Annotated in this window: 11 protein-coding genes; 2 read left to right on the forward strand and 9 right to left on the reverse strand. The window is 43.8% G+C overall.

What is annotated here, in order from left to right:
• Positions 1-34: 34 nt before the first annotated feature.
• The 5 genes from E2R51_RS11555 to E2R51_RS11575 all read right to left on the reverse strand — a co-directional run bounded on the left by E2R51_RS11555 (position 35) and on the right by E2R51_RS11575 (position 9,374).
• Entirely contained in the window at positions 35-1,483 is a 1,449-nt protein-coding gene (locus E2R51_RS11555) for a DEAD/DEAH box helicase (RefSeq protein ID WP_133377232.1), read from the reverse strand.
• 526 nt (positions 1,484-2,009) lie between these two features.
• Positions 2,010-3,269, reverse strand: coding sequence for an exo-beta-N-acetylmuramidase NamZ family protein (locus tag E2R51_RS11560; RefSeq protein ID WP_133377233.1), 1,260 nt, complete (start codon positions 3,267-3,269; stop codon positions 2,010-2,012).
• Between the two features lie 24 nt (positions 3,270-3,293).
• Positions 3,294-5,369, reverse strand: a complete 2,076-nt coding sequence (locus E2R51_RS11565) for a glycoside hydrolase family 3 protein (RefSeq protein ID WP_133377234.1) — start codon at positions 5,367-5,369, stop codon at positions 3,294-3,296.
• 25 nt (positions 5,370-5,394) lie between these two features.
• Complete coding sequence (locus tag E2R51_RS11570) at positions 5,395-7,053, reverse strand: serine hydrolase domain-containing protein (RefSeq protein ID WP_133377235.1); 1,659 nt, start codon at positions 7,051-7,053, stop codon at positions 5,395-5,397.
• Positions 7,054-7,325: 272 nt separating this feature from the next.
• Positions 7,326-9,374 (reverse strand): catalase, encoded by a 2,049-nt coding sequence (locus E2R51_RS11575; RefSeq protein WP_133377236.1) that lies wholly within the window; start codon positions 9,372-9,374, stop codon positions 7,326-7,328.
• A 228-nt stretch (positions 9,375-9,602) separates the two neighbouring features.
• On the opposite strand from E2R51_RS11575, the gene E2R51_RS11580 reads away from it, so the two are divergent.
• Positions 9,603-10,745 (forward strand): M14 family metallopeptidase, encoded by a 1,143-nt coding sequence (locus tag E2R51_RS11580; protein ID WP_133377237.1) that lies wholly within the window; start codon positions 9,603-9,605, stop codon positions 10,743-10,745.
• A 346-nt stretch (positions 10,746-11,091) separates the two neighbouring features.
• Here the strand turns inward: E2R51_RS11580 and E2R51_RS11585 are convergent, their stop codons facing one another.
• Both E2R51_RS11585 and gltB read right to left on the reverse strand, forming a co-directional pair.
• Positions 11,092-12,579 carry a glutamate synthase subunit beta gene (locus E2R51_RS11585; protein ID WP_133377238.1) on the reverse strand — a complete coding sequence of 496 codons (1,488 nt, stop codon included), beginning with the start codon at positions 12,577-12,579 and terminating at the stop codon, positions 11,092-11,094.
• Between the two features lie 22 nt (positions 12,580-12,601).
• Positions 12,602-17,188, reverse strand: a complete 4,587-nt coding sequence (gltB, locus tag E2R51_RS11590) for a glutamate synthase large subunit (RefSeq protein WP_133377239.1) — start codon at positions 17,186-17,188, stop codon at positions 12,602-12,604.
• A 485-nt stretch (positions 17,189-17,673) separates the two neighbouring features.
• Between gltB and E2R51_RS11595 the strand changes: the two genes are divergently transcribed.
• Positions 17,674-18,150, forward strand: a complete 477-nt coding sequence (locus E2R51_RS11595; RefSeq protein ID WP_133377240.1) for a glutathione peroxidase — start codon at positions 17,674-17,676, stop codon at positions 18,148-18,150.
• A gap of 92 nt (positions 18,151-18,242) precedes the next feature.
• On the opposite strand, the gene E2R51_RS11600 is transcribed toward E2R51_RS11595, so the two are convergent.
• Complete coding sequence (locus tag E2R51_RS11600) at positions 18,243-19,091, reverse strand: glycerophosphodiester phosphodiesterase (RefSeq protein ID WP_133377241.1); 849 nt, start codon at positions 19,089-19,091, stop codon at positions 18,243-18,245.
• Between the two features lie 536 nt (positions 19,092-19,627).
• Positions 19,628-20,617, reverse strand: a complete 990-nt coding sequence (locus tag E2R51_RS11605) for a zinc-binding dehydrogenase (protein ID WP_133377242.1) — start codon at positions 20,615-20,617, stop codon at positions 19,628-19,630.
• Between the last annotated feature and the right edge of the window lie 54 nt (positions 20,618-20,671).

The following is a 20,671-nucleotide window of genomic DNA, read 5'->3' on the forward strand; positions in this document are numbered from 1 at the left end:
GCAGCGTAGCACTGATCGCTTTTATTGTTCACATTTACTTTTCTCTCGCACGGTGAACCTTAAGGTTTTTCCCTTTAACCGGTGTCGTTTTCATTACCTGCAATACATGAGGACCTTTACCATTTAAAATCTCCACATAGGTAACATTCTCCTGGATGGTGATGATTCCAATGTCTTCTGCCTGAATTCCATCAATTTTTGCAATGGTTCCGACAAAGTCTACTGCTCTTAATTTCTTTTTCTTCCCTCCGTTAAAATAAAGCTTCATAATATCTTCACTGACCTGATCCCGCTTGTCTATCTTCATCTCTGGGATTTCATCCATTTTCTCATCAAAGGCTTCTTTTTCTTTGGCCACCTCGTCCTGAGCAGGAGCCGCTTTTTCAATGATGTCAGCATCAATATATTCCTGGATATCCGACAAAAAGCGATCTTCATATTCGGTTACAAATGAGATGGCTATGCCCGTTTTGCCAGCACGTCCTGTGCGGCCTGTCCGGTGCACATAGCTTTCCTTTTCAAGAGGAATATCATAATTAATGACATGTGTGATGCTGTCAATATCGATTCCTCTGGCAGCAACATCCGTAGCGATCAAATACCGGAATTCTCCCCTTTTAAACTCGTTCATGACAGCGAATCGATCTTCCTGCGCCATTCCCCCATGTATCTTGTCACAGGTGTAGCCAATGCGGTCAAGCTGCCTGGCAAGTTCATCGACCCGGTCTTTTGTTCTGCAAAATATGATACAGCTGTCGGGCTTTTCCATAATAGTGACATCTTTCAGCAACCCAAATTTATGACTTTCCTTTACATGATAAAGGCTGTGCTGGATGTGGTCATTGCCTTTACTGGAAGATTCGATCGTAATGTCTTTAGGGTTTTTCATATATTTATGGCACAGTTTTTCAACGTCTTTTGGCAATGTAGCGGAAAACAGCATCGTCATCCGTTCAACAGGAAGCGCTTGTATAATCGCTTCTACCTGTTCAATAAAGCCCATATTGAGCATTTCATCTGCTTCATCAATCACAAGAAAACGAATTTTATCCAGATGAAGGGTACCCTTTTGAATATGATCAAGCACACGCCCGGGGGTTCCGACAACAACATGATTTTTTTGTTTCAATTCTGTTTTTTGTCTTGAAAACGGCTGTTTCCCATAAATAGCCACTGCTTTTATACGCTTAAAACGTCCGATGTTTGTAATATCTTCTTTTACCTGATCAGCCAGTTCTCTTGTAGGTGTTAAGACCAGTGCCTGGGGTTTATTTTCTTCCCATTCAACCAGCTCGCATAAAGGAATACCGAATGAAGCTGTTTTCCCGCTTCCTGTCTGCGATTTAACCGAAAGGTCTCTTTTTTGAAGGGCAACCGGAATAACTTCCTTTTGAACCTGGGTCGGCTGGGTATAATTCAACCGTTCCAATGCACGCAGAATTTCTGCACTGACTTGATAATCTTTAAAGCTGTTATGATTCATATAAGACTCCTTTTGGGGTGGGAATAGTTTTTACTATTCACATTCTGTTATGTATTATACCAGTTTCCTGTTGTTCTGGAGGATAAACAACATTTCCCGGGAAATGAAGAGGTATGAAAACTGCCACTACCTCTGGTTTTATTAATATGCTTTCTAAACATGGCTGTTGATTGCAGCACGAAGGCGTTCGCTCTGCGCCTGCAAATCAATAAACGATTTTAAAAAAGGTTTATCTATATCCATCGTTCGCTAAAACAAAAAAAAAGTCAGTAAATAGCCCTCACGAAAGAAATATTCGTAAGGGCATTTCTTGAACAAAACCATTTTTTAAATTTACATTAAAAGATATAACACTTAGGTAATTGGAGCGGAAGGCGGGACTCCTGCGGGATGAAGCGTGACAGGTGAGACCCCGGAGAGCTTTAGCTCGAGGAGGGCTCACCGCACGCCCCGCGGAAAGCCTCGCCTGCAGCGGAAATTAACCGGTTCACTTTTAGAAATTTTTCTCCCAGCTTTTCATTTCAAATTAATAAAGCAAATAATGCTTACGCGTTTGTTTAAATTCCTTTAGCCCGCCTTTCCATTGTGTTGACAATTTCCCTACTGATTTTCCATTTTCCAGTCCTTTTCTTACCCAGCCGTTGCCGATCAAATTATCAAAGAATGCAATGCCGGCACTGTTTTCTGCAAGGAATGTAAAATCATCCGGGTACATGTCCTGAATGGTTTTAACAATATGCATGCCTGTTTCAATCGGTTTATAACTGTTTCGGTCGTCCACATGAACCTGCACACCATGAGACAGCTTGCCGGCATGTTTAGAGAATGTAGGGGTGAAAGATGCTGCTCTAAACGTGACGCCCTGTAAATCTAAATCATTCAGCTCAGTGGCAAGATCGTCCGCATTTATAAAGGGAGCTCCGATTAATTCAAATGGCTTCGTTGTGCCTCGGCCTTCTGACACATTCGTACCTTCAATCAGCGCTGCTCCAGGGTATACAAGAGCTGTTTCAAAGGTTGGCATATTAGGTGATGGCATCACAAACGGAAGGTTCGTGTCTTCATAGTACATATTCCGTTTCCAACCCTTCATCTCAACCACTGTCAAATCGGCTCCGATTTCAAACTCTTCGTTAAACAAACCAGCCAGTTCGCCCACTGTCATACCATGACGCAGCGGAATCTCGTAATTTCCAACAAACGATTTATATTTCGGATCAAGAACAGGACCTTCCACTTTTGTTCCTCCAAGCGGATTAGGGCGGTCCAATACTATAAATGGAATATCGTTTTCTGCTGCTGCCTCCATTGCATAGGCCATCGTGTAGATATACGTGTAAAAACGGGAGCCTACATCCTGAATATCAAATACAAGCACATCAACATTTTCCAGCATTTCCGGAGTAGGTTTTCTTGTTTTGCCATATAAGCTGTAGACAGGCAGCCCGGTTTTTTCATCAATATAGGACTCAACGTATGATCCCGCCTGCTCACTGCCTCTAACACCATGCTCTGGTCCGTATAACGCTGTTAATTCAATCTTTGGATCATTGTAAAGCAAATCTACAATACTGTTTAATTTTGAATCTACTCCGGTTGGGTTCGTAATCAGCCCCACCCGTTTCCCCTCTATCAAATCCCTTTCCTTCTTAAGCAATACTTCTATGCCGATTTGCAGTTTTTTGCCGTTTCCTTTTCCGTTTACTTTCTCATCACCAGCAAAAACCATTGATAATGAGGAAAGAACCAGGATTGCCGTTAATAAAGTGATAAGCCATTTTTTCAAACCGAACGCCTCCCGTTTTTTAGATTAATACGATAATCCATGCCCGAATTGATACATTGTGCTGCCGTTAGCACCAGGGATTGTTACAGGAAGCTTTCCTGAAGGTGTATTTTCCCCGAACATAGCTGCAGCTGTGGCATTAAAGCTTGCCGGTCTAAAACCGTACTGCGTGATATAGGCATCTGTATTCGGATAGGCCATGATATCGTAAGGGTTGCGTATTCCAACCGCTACAACCGGTGCATTATAATCATTAATCAATTGATTAACCATCTTCATTTGTGCATTTTGCGGAGATCTGGCCGCCACAGTCGATGTACTCGTTCCGACGATGATGGTTTTTGCCTGCCTGACTAAAAATTGCTGCTTGGCAGTCAGTTTAAAATCTGCCGGAACTTCAATGACTGTCGTATTTGGATGATATTTTTTTACCGCATTGCCCAGATCCTGAATATAAGATCGGCCAATTACTGCAATGTTTTCACCATTTCCAGCAGCCAGCGGCAGTGCCAATTCATTTTTCACAAGTGTGATCGAGCGTTCGGCGGCTTCTTTCTCTACCTGCTTATGCTCTTCTGCTCCTACAACTTCAAGAGCATTTGCAATTTTCTCTTCAACAGGCGTCGGGGTTACTTCTTTAATTACGCCACGCTTTAATTTAAGAGCTAAAATTCTTTCGACAGAGGCTTCGATCCGGTCGACAGATATTTCACCGGAATTAATCGCTTCCAGCAGGCCGCTTCTTACTTCGCTCAGCCCTACTGGCATTAACACAATATCTGTACCAGCCTTCACTGCGCGAATAGCTGCATCAACCGGTCCAAAATGATCGACAATGGCACCCATATTCATGGCATCTGTTGTGATAAGTCCTTCGTAGCCCATCTCCTCACGCATCAGCTCTGTGAGCACCTTGTGAGAAAGGGTAGCTGGGAGTGCAATTTCTTCGCCCGTTTTTTTGGAAATTGCTTTTGTGCTGTCAATCATAGGGAATGTTACGTGTGCAGTCATAATCGCATCTACACCAGCTTCCATTCCTTTTTGAAATGGATAAAGTTCTACTTCCATCAGCCTTTCTTTATCATGCGGCACTTCCGGCAGTCCAAGGTGTGAATCTACTGCAGTATCTCCATGCCCCGGGAAATGCTTCGCTGCACCAGCTACACCGGCAGCATGAAGGCCTTGTGTATAAGCGACACCCATGTCCGCTACAAGAGCTGGATCTTCTCCAAACGAGCGCACGCCGATAACCGGATTATCAGGATTATTATTGACATCCATTACAGGAGCAAAGTTCATATTGATTCCAAGGGAGTTGAGTTCTTCACCGATCGCTTTTCCTACATTGTAAGAAATATCTGGTGACCGTGTTGCTCCCAGTGCCATGTTCCCCGGCATGTCGGTACCGGATTGCAGCCGGGTAACGATACCGCCCTCCTGGTCAATGGTCATCAGCAGGCCATATTTTTCAGCAGCTTGTTGATAGTCATGAACTAATTCAGTTGTTTGCTCAGTAGTTACAACATTTTCACGGAATAAAATGACTCCGCCAAGATGATAATCCTTTACGATTTTTTCAATTTCAGGCAGCATCTTTGTTACGTTTTTGCCTTCCCAGTTACGGAAATCAGGCATGAGCATCTGCCCTACCTTTTCTTCCAATGACATTTTCTTAATAGCCTTTGGAATCAGATCATATTTCTTCCCTTTTTGTTTGATAATCGCAGGAACAGGCTCTTTTCCTTTATTTTCGACAGCTATTTTATCAGTCATTTTTCCATCCTTGATGCTGATAAACGCTTTTCCTTTTTTGCCTGTAAATGTTACATTTCCATCCTGATCGACAGTTGCTACTTTTTTATTGGAGGATTTCCAGGTTAATCCTGTCGAAGAAAACAGAAAACTGCCATCCTTGTATACGTTTAATGCTTTTAACTGAATAGCTCCCTCTGCTGTTGAAATATCTGCCTGAGGAACATTTTGATAAATGATCACGTCTTTCACTTTGCCTGCAGCGGATGCAGGCAGAGCTGGAAAGCTTGACAGGATCAGTGCAACGAAAAGAATTGAAAAACAAAAAATTCTGCGTGCCTTATTCATTTGGTTCCCTCCGTTTGTCTGTTGTCTAATAATTTCTTTCGGTCCAGCCGGTGCCTTCCAGCTGAAGCTTTACATTCCGCCCATTTTTTTCTTTTAGTGCTATGTTCTGAACATACCAGCCCCGTCCATTAACTGAAGCATCCGTCTGATATCTGAAACGGATAAAACGGGTATCTGCAGGAATTACCGCGTTTTCTTTTATCCAGTCGTCTGAGGTTCCTGTCAACGCCGGAAGTGCTTCTGTCCAGTTTTCTCCGTCTTTGGAGATTTCAACAAAGCCATAATCCGAGTCCTGTTCTATTCTGTACCATGTATCAAAGGTTAACGTCGCCGGTTTGTTTAGTTTTACTTCCGTTATTAAATTGTGCTGCAATTGATCGCCATATCCGGAAAACCATGCAGTTTCCTTCCCTTTCTTATTCACAGGAATCGCATCAGCCGCGAGTCTTGCAAAAGAGCGACGGGCAACATTTGTTGATACAGTATTTCTCGTTGGGTGGACTCTGTTTGTCAGCAATATTGCAATGGTTTTGTTTTTGGGATTGATCACAATGGAAGTCCCGGTGTAACCGGTATGCCCAAGAGATGTTTCATCTGAGAGGGCATCCATCATCCATCCCTGATTCATTTCCCAGCCCAGTCCGTGATCATTTCCAGGGAATTGCGGAATTTGATTTTCTGTCAGTTTTTCAACCGTTTCGGCCTTCAATATTCTCTTGCCTCCATAACGGCCTTCATTTAAAAACATATGGGCGAATTTCGCCAGATCCTCAGCAGTGGAAAACACTCCGGCATGGCCGGCAACTCCGCCAAGAGACCAGGCGTTTTCATCATGAACTTCTCCCCATACCAGTCCACGATTGATGGCTGGCTGGTATTCTGTAGCAGCAATGCGTTTTTTAAGTTTTGGTGAGGGGTTATACATTGTATCCTTCATGCCGATCGGCTTGGTTATATTATCTTCAATAAATGTATCTAATCTTTTGCCTGAAAGGCGTTCGATCAGAGCACCAAGGGTAATCATGTTTAAGTCACTGTATAGGTAAGTGGAGTCTGGAGCGTTAATTAACGGCTGTTTAAAAACGATTTGCAGGCGGTCTTCTCTGTTCTGTCCCTGTGAGTACAAAGGAATCCAGGCAGTAAAACCGGATGTGTGGGTCATAAGCTGTCTAATCGTGACATGTTCTTTGCCATTGGCAGCAAATTCTGGTATGTAGGAAGCGACGGGATCGTCCAGTTCAAAGTATCCCTCTTCATATAACTTCATTGCGGCCGTAGTGGTGAAAATTTTGCTTATTGAAGCAAGATCAAAAATCGTGTTCTTTTTCATTTTCAAAGGTTTTTCTGCTTCCGTGAATTGGTCGTCGGTGTAGCGGTATGCGTATCCGTAGGCTTCATGTTTCGCAATATGACCGCTTCTTGCCACCAAAGCTACAGCGCCCGGCATGACCTTCTCGCCAATCAATTGCTCCATCAGCGGATCAATTTTTTCTAAAGGTGCCTTCAGCATACCCGCACTTTTAGCAGAACCCGGATGCAGTACTGGTGCAGATGGTTTGGGGTGATTCCAGGTAAACACTGATCGATCCTTGCCTCCCTTCCCAAATGCGCTATTTTCACTTGGCACAAAAACGGTCAATCCTAATACGATAGCCAATGCTGCTGAAATCAGTCGCTTTTTCATTCGTTCCTCCCCGCTTAATTTAGTAGGTGTTCTCAATAAAGATTAATTTTTCTTACAATACTAGTTTATGGCACTTAAAGTATAGTTGTCTATACCACATAAGTCATGATAACTAAATAACCTGGCGATTCAACTGTGACTTTTTTACTATTTTGAATATTCAGATCCTTTTTATAAGCGAGAACTACTTATTCTTTAACATAAAAAGGGAAAAGGTGCAGTAAAGATGACTGCCCTTTTCCCATATATTTCAATGCTTATTGTTAAAACAGTTATACGATTTCCCGCTCCCAATGACGATGTGCCGCAACAGCTTGCACAAATTCAGATGCAAATTGGCTCATATCTTCGCTGTGAACGACACCCGCACTGTCCTGAATACCATTAACCTCTAACCACTTAAGCCCGTCGTGAGTGGCACCTATCGGCTTAAAGTGAGTAAATGCCTCATTGATGAAGTATGCTGTGTTTTTTACAAATTTCTTGCTTAGATCTTCTCCGCCTACAGCATACAGGGCATCGAATAAAACAGAGTCAGCCGTCAGGAAAGTATGATCAATTTCAATTTCTGTTCCATCAGTTCCTTTTCGTTTTCCGAGTTTATCCGAAATGGCCTCCGGCTGAATTCCTTCTGCCTTTAATGCCTCAAGCACCGTTTTTACTTCCGGTCCGTTAAATCCATCAGCGATAATAACGCCTACTTTACGCGTAGCCGGCTTTTTCGCGGTGTTTTCCTGACTTAGCGCAGGCGATGATTTTGTTACCTTGGAATCTTCACCGGCAGGCATGGTTGCACCGATGGCGTCAGCCACTTCTTTGGCAAGTTCCATGCTGACATTTGCAAACATTTGCACGACCTGTTCCTGAATCGCTTTTCGCTCAACCTTTCCAAGCTCAAACGTAAATGCTTCTTTGATATGCTCCTGCTCAGGCTTGCTCATGCTGTTCCAGAAAAGGCGTGCCTGTGAAAAGTGATCCTTGAAGCTTTCACTTCTTGTGCGCACCTTACGTCCTTCAACCTTTTCCTGATAGTGAACATACCCTCCCTGCTCTTCTGGCACAGGAGCCGGGGTGTTTTGAGCAATCGAGTTTTTATGGTAGCTTACAGGTCCCTTATTGATCGTCTGACGACCATATCCGTCGCGCTGGTTATTATGGAACGGGCATACGGGACGGTTTATCGGCAGCTCATGGAAATTCGGACCGCCAAGTCGGATCAGCTGTGTATCGGTATAAGAAAACAGGCGTCCCTGCAGCAAAGGATCATTGGAAAAATCAATGCCAGGCACCACATGTCCCGGATGGAATGCCACTTGCTCCGTTTCAGCAAATACATTATCCACATTTCGGTTCAGGGTCATTTTACCGACAATTTTTACCGGAATATCTTCCTCAGGCCATACCTTTGTAGGGTCTAAGATATCAAAATCAAATTTATGTTCATCCTCTTCGGAAAGCAGCTGAACGCCCAGTTCATATTCCGGGTAGTCACCGTTTTCAATTGAATCAAATAAGTCCCGGCGATGAAAATCCGGATCCTTTCCGTTAATCTTCTGTGCTTCATCCCATACCAATGAATGGGTCCCAAGAACCGGTTTCCAATGGAATTTCACAAAATGTGCTTTGCCCTGTTCATTTACAAACCGGAATGTATGGACACCAAAGCCCTCCATCATGCGGAAGCTTCGTGGGATAGCACGATCCGACATTGCCCACATTACCATATGAGCGGATTCCTGATTATTCGCCACAAAGTCCCAGAAGGTGTCATGTGCCGAGGCCGCCTGTGGAATTTCATTGTGAGGCTCAGGCTTTAATGCATGGACTAGATCAGGAAATTTCATAGCGTCCTGTATAAAAAAGACCGGTATATTATTTCCAACCAGATCATAGTTGCCTTCTTCAGTATAAAATTTGGTGGCAAAACCGCGCGCATCACGAACGGTTTCAGCAGATCCTTTAGAACCTGCTACAGTTGAGAAACGGACAAACACGGGGGTCTTTTTTGAAGGGTCCTGGAGGAATCCTGCTTTCGTAAACTCCTTCATTGATTCATAAACCTCAAATTCTCCGTGAGCTGCATACCCTCTGGCATGTACAATCCGTTCTGGAATACGTTCATGATCAAAATGAGTCATTTTTTCCCTGAACTGAAAATCCTCCATAAGGGTTGGACCGCGGTCACCGGCCTTAAGGGAAAATTCATCCTCAGACACTTTCAAACCCTGATTGGTGGTCATTTGCTTCCCTGTATCATCTGAACGATACTGTTCCAGCTGCTCATCCTTGCTCTGTTCATTCACGTTCTTTTTGTCGCTCATTATGGGTTCCTCCTTATGTCTAAATATGTAGTCATTCCATACACATTTTCCCTATTAAATTAGCAGCCAAACAATTTTCTGATTTCTTTTTTCAGTTTTTAATAGAGTAGGATGGAACCTGGAAGGGGCATCTTTAACGTTTTATTTCTATTCCATTATTGCTGTGTTTACAATTTTTATTAGGTGGAAAGTATAAACTAAAGATAGGAAATAGAGAGGATGAGCGTAATGAAAACAATCGATACATACTTTCAAACCAGCTATGAATCTTCCAGAAAGGTTTTTAGAGATAATCTTAAACGCATAAAGGAAATTTGGCCGCAAGCAAGGCTCGCCACCCAAAAAATTGGTCAGGGGCCTGATAACACCATTGATATGATTCATGCAGAAGCGACAGAATCCAATGATAATGTGCTGTTTTTTACATCAGGAGAGCATGGAATTGAGGGGTACACAGGCGCTGCTGTTATCGATTTATTTGTAGAGGAATATCTTGATAAATTGGATCCTAAAACAACAGGAATCTGCTTTATTCACGGTCTGAATCCATGGGGCATGAGAAATTTCCGGCGCGTGACGGAAAATAATGTCGATTTAAACCGCAACTATCTGGTAGACCCGTCAAGTGTGCCTGAAAATATTAACAAGCATTACGAGAACGCAGAGGAACTGTTTTTACCCGGCGGGAGAATCACCAATTTGGCAAAAGAAAAGAAAAAGCTTCGCGGCCAGCTGATCAAAGCTCTTGCTAAGGAAGGCTACAGCGGCATTACAGAAGCCAAGGGAATGGGTCAGTTTCAGTTTCCGAAAGGCGTGTATTATGGCGGGGATAAAGAAGAAGAATCAGCTGTATTTTTAAAAGATGTCCAAAGAAAGCTTCTTTCCCATTACTCCCGTGTCATTCACATGGACTGGCATACGGCTCTTGGACCGAGCAACGAAATTACCATGGTCGTTAGTGAGAATGATTCAAGGGAAGTTGATGACCTAAAGAACAAATATCCACTTAAAAACATTCAAAAATTCAGTCCTGATTATGTAAAAGGCGATTCAACCAACCACTTCCATGCTGTAAAAAACAGAGACTTTAAAGATGGGTATTTATTTTCCGCATTATTTGAATTCGGCACATTCGGCAATAACAAAAAATCAGAGTTAAGAGAATTTATGACCATTATACTTGAGAATCATTTGTATTGGGATGGTGCGGATAATGAGGATGACATTGAAGCTATTTTAAATGAATTCCGCGCAATGTTTTACCCCGTGGAACGAAAATGGCGCCAGGATGTTGTGGCAGAAGCACGTCTTGGCATCGAAGCCGTTTTATCTGCAGAAAACTTAATCCCTGTTCCGTCAGTTACGAGATAAAAAGAATAAGCATGCCCCCGAACAAGAGTATTGTTTGGGGGCATGCTTTTTTAGTGTCAATTTTTCTTTTTACTAAAACGTAAACTTTTAAATATAAAGCTCTGTTAGATTCGGTTGTTGATCGTTGTACAAACCGTTGATTGGAGCTGAAGGTGTGAGACTCCTGCGGGATGCAGCGGGAAAGGTGAGACCTCTGAAACGCATAGCGTTGAAGATGGCTCACCCCCGCCCCGCGGAAAGCGAACGCCTTCAGTGGAAATCAACAGCCACGTTTAACAGAGCCAAATATAAAGAGTAGGTTACTAGCAGCGGAAAGTAACCGGCCCCCTTTAAAAAATCTACCTACCTACGGCAATACCGTTGCACCCATCAAATAACGGTCACATTCCCGTGCTGCTTCCCGTCCTTCATTAATCGCCCAAACGATTAAGCTTTGACCACGGCGCATATCTCCTGCTGAAAATACACCTTCAACATTCGTTGTATATTCTCCGTATTCTGCTTTAACCGTTGAATTAGGGTTGGTCTCCAGGCCAAGCTGCCCAATCAGTCCCTGCTCCGGTCCGCTAAAACCAATAGCAAGAAGAACAAGATCAGCCGGCCATACTTTTTCTGTTCCCGGGATGACTTCACGAATCCGGTTGCCTTCTTCATCAATTCGAAGCTTGACGTTAACCGTATGAACTTCTTTCACGTGGCCGTTGTCGTCCCCGACAAATTTTGTCGTTTGAACGGCGTATGCACGCGGGTCGTCCCCATATCTGCTCGCCGCTTCCTTTTGCCCGTATTCAATACGATGAACAACCGGATACTGCGGCCAAGGGTTGCCAAGTGCATCACGAATCGACCCTTTTTTATCGTAGATATCAAATTGCGTCAGGCTTTTACAGTTATGACGGACTGAAGTTGCAAGACAGTCTGTTCCTGTATCCCCTCCGCCAATTACGATTACATCTTTACCTTCTGCTGAAAGATAATTTCCATCCTCCAGATTTGAATCAAGCAGGCTTTTTGTATTCGCATGAAGAAAATCCATTGCATAATGAATGCCCTTCAGATCTCTTCCTTCTACCTGTACATTCCGGTGAACAGTTGCACCGCCGCACAGAATCGTGGAATCAAACTCTTTTTCAAGTTTTGAGACAGGATAATCCTTCCCTACCTCTGTATTGGTAACAAACGTGATGCCTTCTTCTTTCAGAAGGTTTACACGCCGCTCAACCATTGAATACGGAAGCTTCATTTCAGGAATACCATAGGTCAACAGGCCGCCAACACGGTCGCTGCGTTCAAACACTGTCACCCAGTGGCCGGCTTTATTGAGCTGAGCTGCAGCTGCAAGTCCTGCCGGACCGGAACCGATGACCGCCACTTTTTTGCCGGTTCTTGATTCAGGGGGCTCCGGCACCACCCATCCTTCTTCAAACCCTTTTTCAATAATGGCGCGTTCCACTGTACGAATGGCAACAGGGGGTTCATTAATCCCTAATACGCAGGCACCTTCACAGGGCGCAGGGCAGGCTGTACCTGTAAACTCCGGAAAGTTGTTCATAAGATGCTCCCGCTTCAGTGCTTCTTTCCATTGTCCCTGATAAACAAGATCATTCCATTCAGGAATCAAATGATAAACCGGGCAGCCGGTTGTAACACCATTGATCTCTGTACCAGTGTGACAGGTGGGAACGCCGCAATCCATGCAGCGCGCCCCTTGCTGTTTGATTTCTTCCTCCGACATCGGTGCCGTGTAATCCTTCCAATCCTTTGTTCGTTCAAGCGGATCACGTTCTCGCTGTGATTGACGTTCATACTCCATAAATCCAGTTGGCTTCCCCATCAAATCCCTCCTTCACTATCCATTACTTCGCAGCTTCAAGTTCCTTATTGCTTTCGTCAAAAGCGGTCATTTCAGCGTCAAATTTTGATAAACCGCCATCCTGCAGTTCTTTTATTCGATCGTTTATTTTCAGATAAGATTTTGGAATCACACGTACAAACTGCTGGGAATATTTTTCCCAATAAGCTAAGATTCGTTTTCCGTGGCTGCTGTCTGTGTATTCAACATGCTTCTCAATCATTTTGTATACATCATCAAGTTCGTTCTTGTTTTCAATCGCCTCGATTTTCACAAGCTCCGGATTGCATTTAGAACGGAAAGACTCGTCTTCATCAAAGATATATGCTGTTCCGCCGGACATCCCTGCTGCAAAATTTCTGCCGGTAGCACCGAGAACAACTACTTTTCCGCCTGTCATATACTCACAACCGTGGTCTCCTACGCCTTCAACCACTACATTGGCACCGCTATTTCGAACACAAAAACGTTCACCTGCAACACCCTGAATGTAAGCTTCTCCAGCTGAAGCACCGTAGAATGATACGTTCCCGATAATGATATTTTTTTCAGGCGGGAAGGTGACAACCGGATCCGGATGAACAATGATCTTGCCCCCGGACAAGCCCTTGCCAACGAAATCATTTGAGTCTCCTACCAGGCGAAGCGTCATTCCCCGGGGAATAAATGCTCCAAAACTCTGACCGGCAGATCCTTTAAATGTAAGTCTGATGGTGTCTTCCGGCAGTCCCTTTTCACCATAGCGGCGGGTAATTTCGCTGCCCAGCATGGTGCCGGTTACCCGGTTTATATTACGGATAGCAGTAGTAAATTCAACTGGCTCCTGATTTTCAATGGCTTTTCTGCAATGCGGAATCAGCTCTTGGAAATCAAGTGTTTTATCCAGCCCGTGATCCTGATCCTGCATATGATAACGTCCAACTTTTGCAGGAAGATCCGGAGAGTATAGCAGGGCAGAAAGGTCAATGCCCTTCGCCTTCCAGTGATCCACCGCTTCATTTACTTCAAGTGTATCCGTACGACCAATCATTTCATTAATTGTTCTAAAGCCAAGCTCAGCCATAATTTCTCTTGTTTCCCTTGCGATGAAACGCATGAAATTGGCTACATGCTCCGCTTCCCCTGTAAATTTCTTGCGAAGCTCAGGATTCTGGGTAGCTACTCCAACCGGGCATGTATCTAAATGGCAGACACGCATCATGACACAGCCAAGCACAACAAGTGGAGCAGTTGAGAATCCGTATTCCTCCGCACCCAGAAGCGTTGCTAATACAACATCTCTTCCGGTCATCATTTTGCCGTCTGTTTCAACGACGATACGGTCACGAAGACCATTCAGCAGGAGGGTCTGGTGGGTCTCAGCAAGACCGATTTCCCATGGAAGACCCGTGTGCTTCAAGCTTGTTCTCGGAGCCGCGCCGGTACCGCCGTCATACCCGCTGATCAGCACCAGATCCGCTCTTCCTTTTGCAACACCTGCAGCAATGGTTCCAACACCGACTGCAGATACCAGTTTGACACTTATACGTGCACTCGGATTGGCATTTTTCAAATTATGAATAAGCTCGGCAAGATCCTCAATTGAATAAATATCGTGATGAGGAGGAGGCGAGATCAATTCAACTCCAGGTGTTGAACCGCGCACTTCTGCAATCCATGGATATACTTTTTTGCCCGGCAAATGTCCGCCTTCACCCGGTTTGGCACCCTGGGCAATTTTAATTTGGATCTCATCAGAATTCACCAGATAATGACTGGTTACACCAAAACGGCCGGATGCCACCTGCTTGATGGAACTTCGGCGGGAATCACCATTTTCATCAGGTGTAAAGCGGTCAACATCTTCTCCGCCTTCACCGGTATTACTTCTTCCTCCGACACGGTTCATAGCGATCGCAAGCGCTTCATGCGCTTCTTTGGAAATGGATCCATACGACATCGCACCCGTTTTAAAGCGGCGGCAAATCGACTCAACCGATTCAACTTCCTCTATCGGAATCGGGTTTCCAGTTTTGAATTTCATCAATCCTTTAAGCGATTGCAAATTCACTGTTTCATCTGTCAGCATTTTTGTGTATTTCTTAAATACATCATAATCACCTGTACGGCATGCATGCTGAAGTGTATGGATGGTGCTTGGATTATATTGATGATCCTCTCCATTGGCACGGTATTGGAATTCGTCTCCAGCCTCCAGCGAGTGATTGCTGCCGCGATTGTCGCCAAATGCCGTTTCATGGCGCATTAACACTTCTTTTTGAATCATTTCAATGCCGATGCCACCTAAACGGGATGAAGTTCGGGTAAAATATTTGTCGATTACATCCATATGAATGCCGACAGCTTCAAAGATTTGGGCACCACGATAACTTTGAATTGTCGAAATACCCATTTTAGAAAGAATCTTGATTACACCGTCCGTAACCGAATTAACATAATTTACTGCTGCGGTATCAAGAGAATCAATATTGATTTCACCTTTATCAATTAGATCACGAATGGAATCGTAAGCAAGGTAAGGGTTAATCGCTTCCGCCCCGTAGCCAAGCAGGGTCGCAAAATGATGAACTTCTCTAGGCTCACCTGATTCGATAAGGATGCTCACCTTTGTCCGTGTACCTTGTCGAATTAAGTGATGATGCAAACCTGACACAGCTAGCAAAGCAGGAACAGCTGCTTTTTCTGCCGTAACGCCGCGGTCGGACAAGATCAACAGAGTTGTTCCTTCGCTGACCGCCCGATCAGCTTTTTCAAATAGCACATCCAGTGCCTGCTCCATGCTCTTTTCATCGCCATTTGCATCAAATAAAGTTGAGAATGTGACCGTCTTAAATCCATCCAGCCGCTGCTGACGCAATTTCTCAAGTTCACGGTTCGTTAAGATAGGTGTTTTCAGACGAATATGCTGACAGCTCGTCGCATCCGGTCTAACCAGATTGCCCTCCGCACCAAGCGTTGTATCTGCCATTGTAATAATTTTTTCACGAATAGCGTCGATTGGCGGGTTGGTTACTTGAGCAAACAGCTGTTTAAAATAGTTGTACAGCAGCTGTGGTTTTTTAGACAGCACAGCAAGAGGCGAATCATAGCCCATCGAACCGACTGGATCTTTTCCTTCAATGACAAGCGGTTTTACAATTTTGTTTAATTCTTCTCTCGTATAACCAAATGCAAGCTGCTGCTTTAACAGCTCTTCTCCTAAATGTGCAGGAGGCTGCTCTTTCGTTTCAGGCACATCATCCAGGTTTTTCATATTTGCAAGCCATTCGCGGTACGGCTGTTCTGAAGCGATTTGAAGCTTCACCTCATCATCTGGGATAATGGTACCCTTCTCTAAATCCACCAGAAGGATTTTTCCTGGAGCAAGGCGTTCCTTGTACTCGATATCGTCAGCAAAGATGTCCAAAGCTCCAACTTCAGAGCCAAGCACAATCATGCCGCTTTTTGTCACATAGTAGCGGGCCGGACGCAGTCCATTGCGATCCAGACAGGCACCAATTTGCGTTCCGTTGGTAAATACCAGGGCAGCAGGGCCGTCCCAAGGTTCCATTAGCGTGCTGTGATATTCATAAAAGTCGCGTTTTTCATCTTTAATCGTTTCATCGTTTGACCAAGGCTCAGGCACCATCATCATGGCAGTGTGAGCAAGGGAACGCCCTGACAGATGCAAAAATTCAAAGCAATTGTCAAACATAGAAGAATCACTGCCATCTGCATCAATAACAGGCAGGACCTTTTGTAAATCTTCACTATTGAAATATTCTGACTCACAAAGCTGTTCACGCGCGCGCATCCAGTTCACATTTCCACGTAACGTATTGAACTCTCCATTATGGATGGTATAACGATTCGGGTGTGATCGCTTCCAGCTCGGGAAGGTGTTCGTGCTGAAGCGGGAGTGAACAAGTGCTAACGCGGATTTAAAGTCGGGATGATTCAGGTCGATGTAAAATGAATCAAGCTGTTCGGGGATCAGCATGCCTTTATAGACGATGGTACGAGTAGATAAACTGCTGATGTACACATCCTCATAACCTGGCAGACTAGCTAATTCCTTTTCCACTCGCTTGCGAATGACATACAGCTTGCGCTCAAAATCCATTTGGTCTTTTAAATTTTCAGAGGCTTGTATAAATACCTGTCTAATTGTTGGTTTGGTTTTTGTAGCAACTTTCCCTACAAATGAATCGTTGATTGGAACTGGTCGCCATCCAAGAAATGTTTGGCCTTCTTCAGCAATAATACGCTCAAAAAGCTCCTTGCTTTCTTTACGCGTATCATGATCTTTAGGCAAAAATACCATTCCTACCCCATATTCTCCTTCACGCGGCAGGAAAATGTTTTCTTTTTCACACTGCTTTTGAAAGAAGCGATGCGGGATTTGTGTTAAAATACCGGCCCCATCTCCTGTACTGGTATCAGCTGACTGGCCGCCGCGGTGCTCAAGGTTACATAAAATATTAATCGCGTTTTGCACAATGCTGTGAGACTTTTCACCATTTATATTAGCAATCATTCCAATTCCACATGCTTCGTGCTCTTGCTCCGGATCATATAAACCTTGCGGAATAGGATATCCATTTTTCTTCATGACAACGTCCCCTCTCTACTAAAGTCTTGTGAAAGATGTTCATTCTATGATGAAGGGGTTCTTCCTCGCTTCATTCCATGTACACTTTCAATTTCGAACTAGTATACCATGAAACTATCGATCACATAAAATTCTGATAACAATTTATAGTGAATTTTTATCGAAAAAAATGAATGAAAACGCTGTCATATTGCACATCCAACCTCACATCACCGCGTTAAATCCCTTGTATTTCAAGGTTTTTTATGTAAATGAAAAAAATCTTGAAAAAATTTAAAAATTTATAAAAAAACATTCGAAAGACCACAGAAAAATAGCAGCCTCTATTTAAAATAAGGAAATACACACTGAAAATGGAAAATGTCCAGCGGCTTGCACCACAGATTCACAAGACAAAACTGATGTGTTATATCCAGCCAATTAAATTGCTAATTAAACTAAGATTGTGTACGTTTAATTTACCACTCTTATAAGGAGGATTTGCAATGGAAAATGTGTATGATTTCAAGGTTTCTGCTCCGAATGGGGAATTGATACCGCTTCGCGATTATGAAGGAAAACCGATGCTTATCGTAAATACAGCAAGTAAATGCGGTCTTACACCGCAGTTCAAAGGTCTTCAGGAGCTGCATGAACGGTATCAGGAACAAGGTCTTGCCGTGCTTGGCTTTCCATGCGACCAATTCAACAATCAGGAATTTGAAAATATCAATGAAACAACCGAGTTTTGTCAGTTGAACTATGGCGTTTCCTTTCCCATTTTCGCTAAAATTGATGTGAACGGCGAGCAGGCAGACCCTCTTTTTGTTTATTTAAAAGATCAGAAAAAAGGGGTACTGTCAAAAAACATCAAATGGAATTTCACCAAATTTCTTGTGGATCAGCAGGGAAATGTAATCGAGCGCTATGCTCCAACCACTGAACCGAGTGCGATCGCGAAGGATATTGAGAAGATTTTATAAGTTAATTAAGACCACAAAAACAGAACGCCTTTACGAACACTCGTTCGAGAAGGCGTTCTGTTTTAAATGTACTGAGATTTGCCCTACCATTTTTAATCCTCTGCACTCGTAACCTCCGGCTCTGCCGGCCATCTGGAAAAATCGGTTATGACTCCATCGGCGCCATAACGAACTGCTTTTTCAATCAGCCTGCGGTCCTTTTTGGACCAGACAAGTACTTTCCTGTCCCGTTCATGAATTTGTTCCACTACATTTTTATTCAGGGAAGAAACGTTAAAATTAATAAATTCAGCAAATGAAGTCAGCTCATCGAGATAAGTTGACGTAATCGGCATAAATGTGTTTTTCATTAGAACGGCTATTTGCACATCCGAATTTAATTCGTGGATTCGCTTCATTGCCCCCACATCAAACGACTGGACGACAATGCTTTTAAGATCGGCATATTGCTCAAGCAGTTCTACTACTTTTTCTTCAATTCCCGGGTTAAGAGCAGGACTCTTAAGTTCTATTAATATGCCTATCTTTCCGTAAAACTCTTTCATCAGTTCATCGAGTGTAATAATTCTCTCGCCTTCATATTTTTCATCAAAGGAGGATCCTGCATCCAACTGTTTTATCTCTTTCAGCGTAAAGTCACGAACAGGTCCTGTGCCGTCGGTAGTCCGATCCACCCTCTTATCGTGAATCACAATTAATTCGCCGTCTTTTGACAAGTGAACATCACATTCTAAAAAATCGGCTCCTAGCTCAAGCCCTTTTTGAAAAGCAGGCAACGTATTTTCCGGTGCATAGCTTGATGCTCCGCGGTGAGCAACCGTGATTAACCCTTCCAGTTCCACTTTCCGAACCGGATGGCCGATATACCCTGTTAGAAAGATGAGACATGAACTAATGATTGCGATTGTAATCGTTTTCTTTTTATTCCACTTCCTTCTCATTCAATCCGTCATTCCCCTTAAGAAAAAACGGCTCACCCCTTCTCTTTCTTATTATAGTATTTTCAAAAGGGGGACTTGGTGATAGATCTTGCGTTTATTGTCAGGTTACTAGTCCAGTTGCGGACAAAAAAATGCACCTTTGATCTGAAAAAGACAATGATCCTGAACATAGATAAATAGGCTGGGACAAATGTGTCTCAGCCTCGTTTAGCCGGCTCACTGCGCTTCAGGCGGCGCTTTCCACAGGGACGGCGCTGAGCCCTCCTCAGGCTTCGCCTTGCGGGGTCTCAGCTTGCCGTCAAATCCTGCAGGAGTCGCCACCTTCCGCTCCGTTCACCTCATCGTTTGCAATTAAAGCAGACTCCATTTACATGACTTTTGGAGTCATGTCCCAACCTCTTCTGGTTTTATTTTATCCTATACTATTTTTACGAGTTTTTTTAATGTGGGAAAAGTGATTGAAGCAAGATAATTAAATGGCCCATCGTCTCCTGCTTTTTGATTTAATCTGATACGAGTATTCTAAGAATCGATTTCTAAATGGTGAAACCTATTTTCCCCAGCTGTTCAGCTTTTTCCAGCCGTTTAAATGCCTGTTCAAAACGTTCGAGTGGATAAACTTCATCAAGTACAGGCTTTATTTGATGTTTTTCAATGAATTGAAGCATTTCTTCATATTCTTCTGCACTGCCCATTGTAGAGCCAAGCATGTTAAGCTGGCCATAAAAGAAATCACGCAGATTAATGGTCACTTCATCACCTGCAGAAGCGCCGAATGTAACAATCGTTCCGCCTTTGCGAAGCTGTTTCAACGATTTAGTAAATGTAGCGGCTCCAACACATTCAATCACCACATCCATTTTTTCTTCATTGATTGCAGCGTCCCATTCTTCATTGCTGTCAATCGCTTTGTCTGCCCCAAGCTTCAGCGCAGCCTCGCGTTTTTCTTTTGATCGGGAGGTCACATATACTGTGGCGCCCTCCGCCTTTGCAAATTGCAATAAGAAGGTTGCTACTCCGCTTCCGATCCCCGGAATCAGCACCTTCATGCCCGGCTTGATCTTAGCTCTGGTAAAAAGCGCTCTGTAGGCGGTAATTCCGGCAAGCGAGAGCACCCCTGCTTCCTCCCAGTTCAAAAATGATGGCTTTGGCACAACATTTTCAGCAGGCAGCACAATCGATTCAGCAAATGTTCCATGATCAGGAAGACCGACAATTTCAAACCCCTCGGGCGGAGCATCGCTATTGTGCTTCCAGCCAAGTCCCGGATTAATAATGACCTCATCGCCAACCTTTATCCCTGTGACCCCGCTGCCTACTTCATCAATCACACCTGCTCCATCTGACCCAATGACAAGTGGCGGATCCGTTGGCTTATGGCGTTTCAGGACAAATAAATCACGGTGATTTAATCCTGCCGTCTTAAGCTTAACGCGAACCTCCTGCGCACCAGGTGTGCCCATTTCAATATCACGATATGTAAGTCCGTCAAACCCTTCTTTATCCGCATGAATAATTCCTTTCATCCCATCCACTCCTTGTTTATTCGTTATTCTTATGAAAACAAAGATTGTTCTGAT

It is taken from the genome of Jeotgalibacillus sp. S-D1, from assembly GCF_004358665.1.
Taxonomy (GTDB): domain Bacteria; phylum Bacillota; class Bacilli; order Bacillales; family Jeotgalibacillaceae; genus Jeotgalibacillus.

Coding starts and splice junctions, on each gene's coding strand:
- E2R51_RS11555 (WP_133377232.1), bottom strand. CDS start 1,483: ATGAATCATAACAGCTTTAAAGATTATCAAGTCAGTGCAGAAATTCTG.
- E2R51_RS11565 (WP_133377234.1), bottom strand. CDS start 5,369: ATGAATAAGGCACGCAGAATTTTTTGTTTTTCAATTCTTTTCGTTGCA.
- E2R51_RS11570 (WP_133377235.1), bottom strand. CDS start 7,053: ATGAAAAAGCGACTGATTTCAGCAGCATTGGCTATCGTATTAGGATTG.
- E2R51_RS11575 (WP_133377236.1), bottom strand. CDS start 9,374: ATGAGCGACAAAAAGAACGTGAATGAACAGAGCAAGGATGAGCAGCTG.
- E2R51_RS11580 (WP_133377237.1), top strand. CDS start 9,603: ATGAAAACAATCGATACATACTTTCAAACCAGCTATGAATCTTCCAGA.
- E2R51_RS11585 (WP_133377238.1), bottom strand. CDS start 12,579: ATGGGGAAGCCAACTGGATTTATGGAGTATGAACGTCAATCACAGCGA.
- gltB (WP_133377239.1), bottom strand. CDS start 17,188: ATGAAGAAAAATGGATATCCTATTCCGCAAGGTTTATATGATCCGGAG.
- E2R51_RS11595 (WP_133377240.1), top strand. CDS start 17,674: ATGGAAAATGTGTATGATTTCAAGGTTTCTGCTCCGAATGGGGAATTG.
- E2R51_RS11600 (WP_133377241.1), bottom strand. CDS start 19,091: ATGAGAAGGAAGTGGAATAAAAAGAAAACGATTACAATCGCAATCATT.
- E2R51_RS11605 (WP_133377242.1), bottom strand. CDS start 20,617: ATGAAAGGAATTATTCATGCGGATAAAGAAGGGTTTGACGGACTTACA.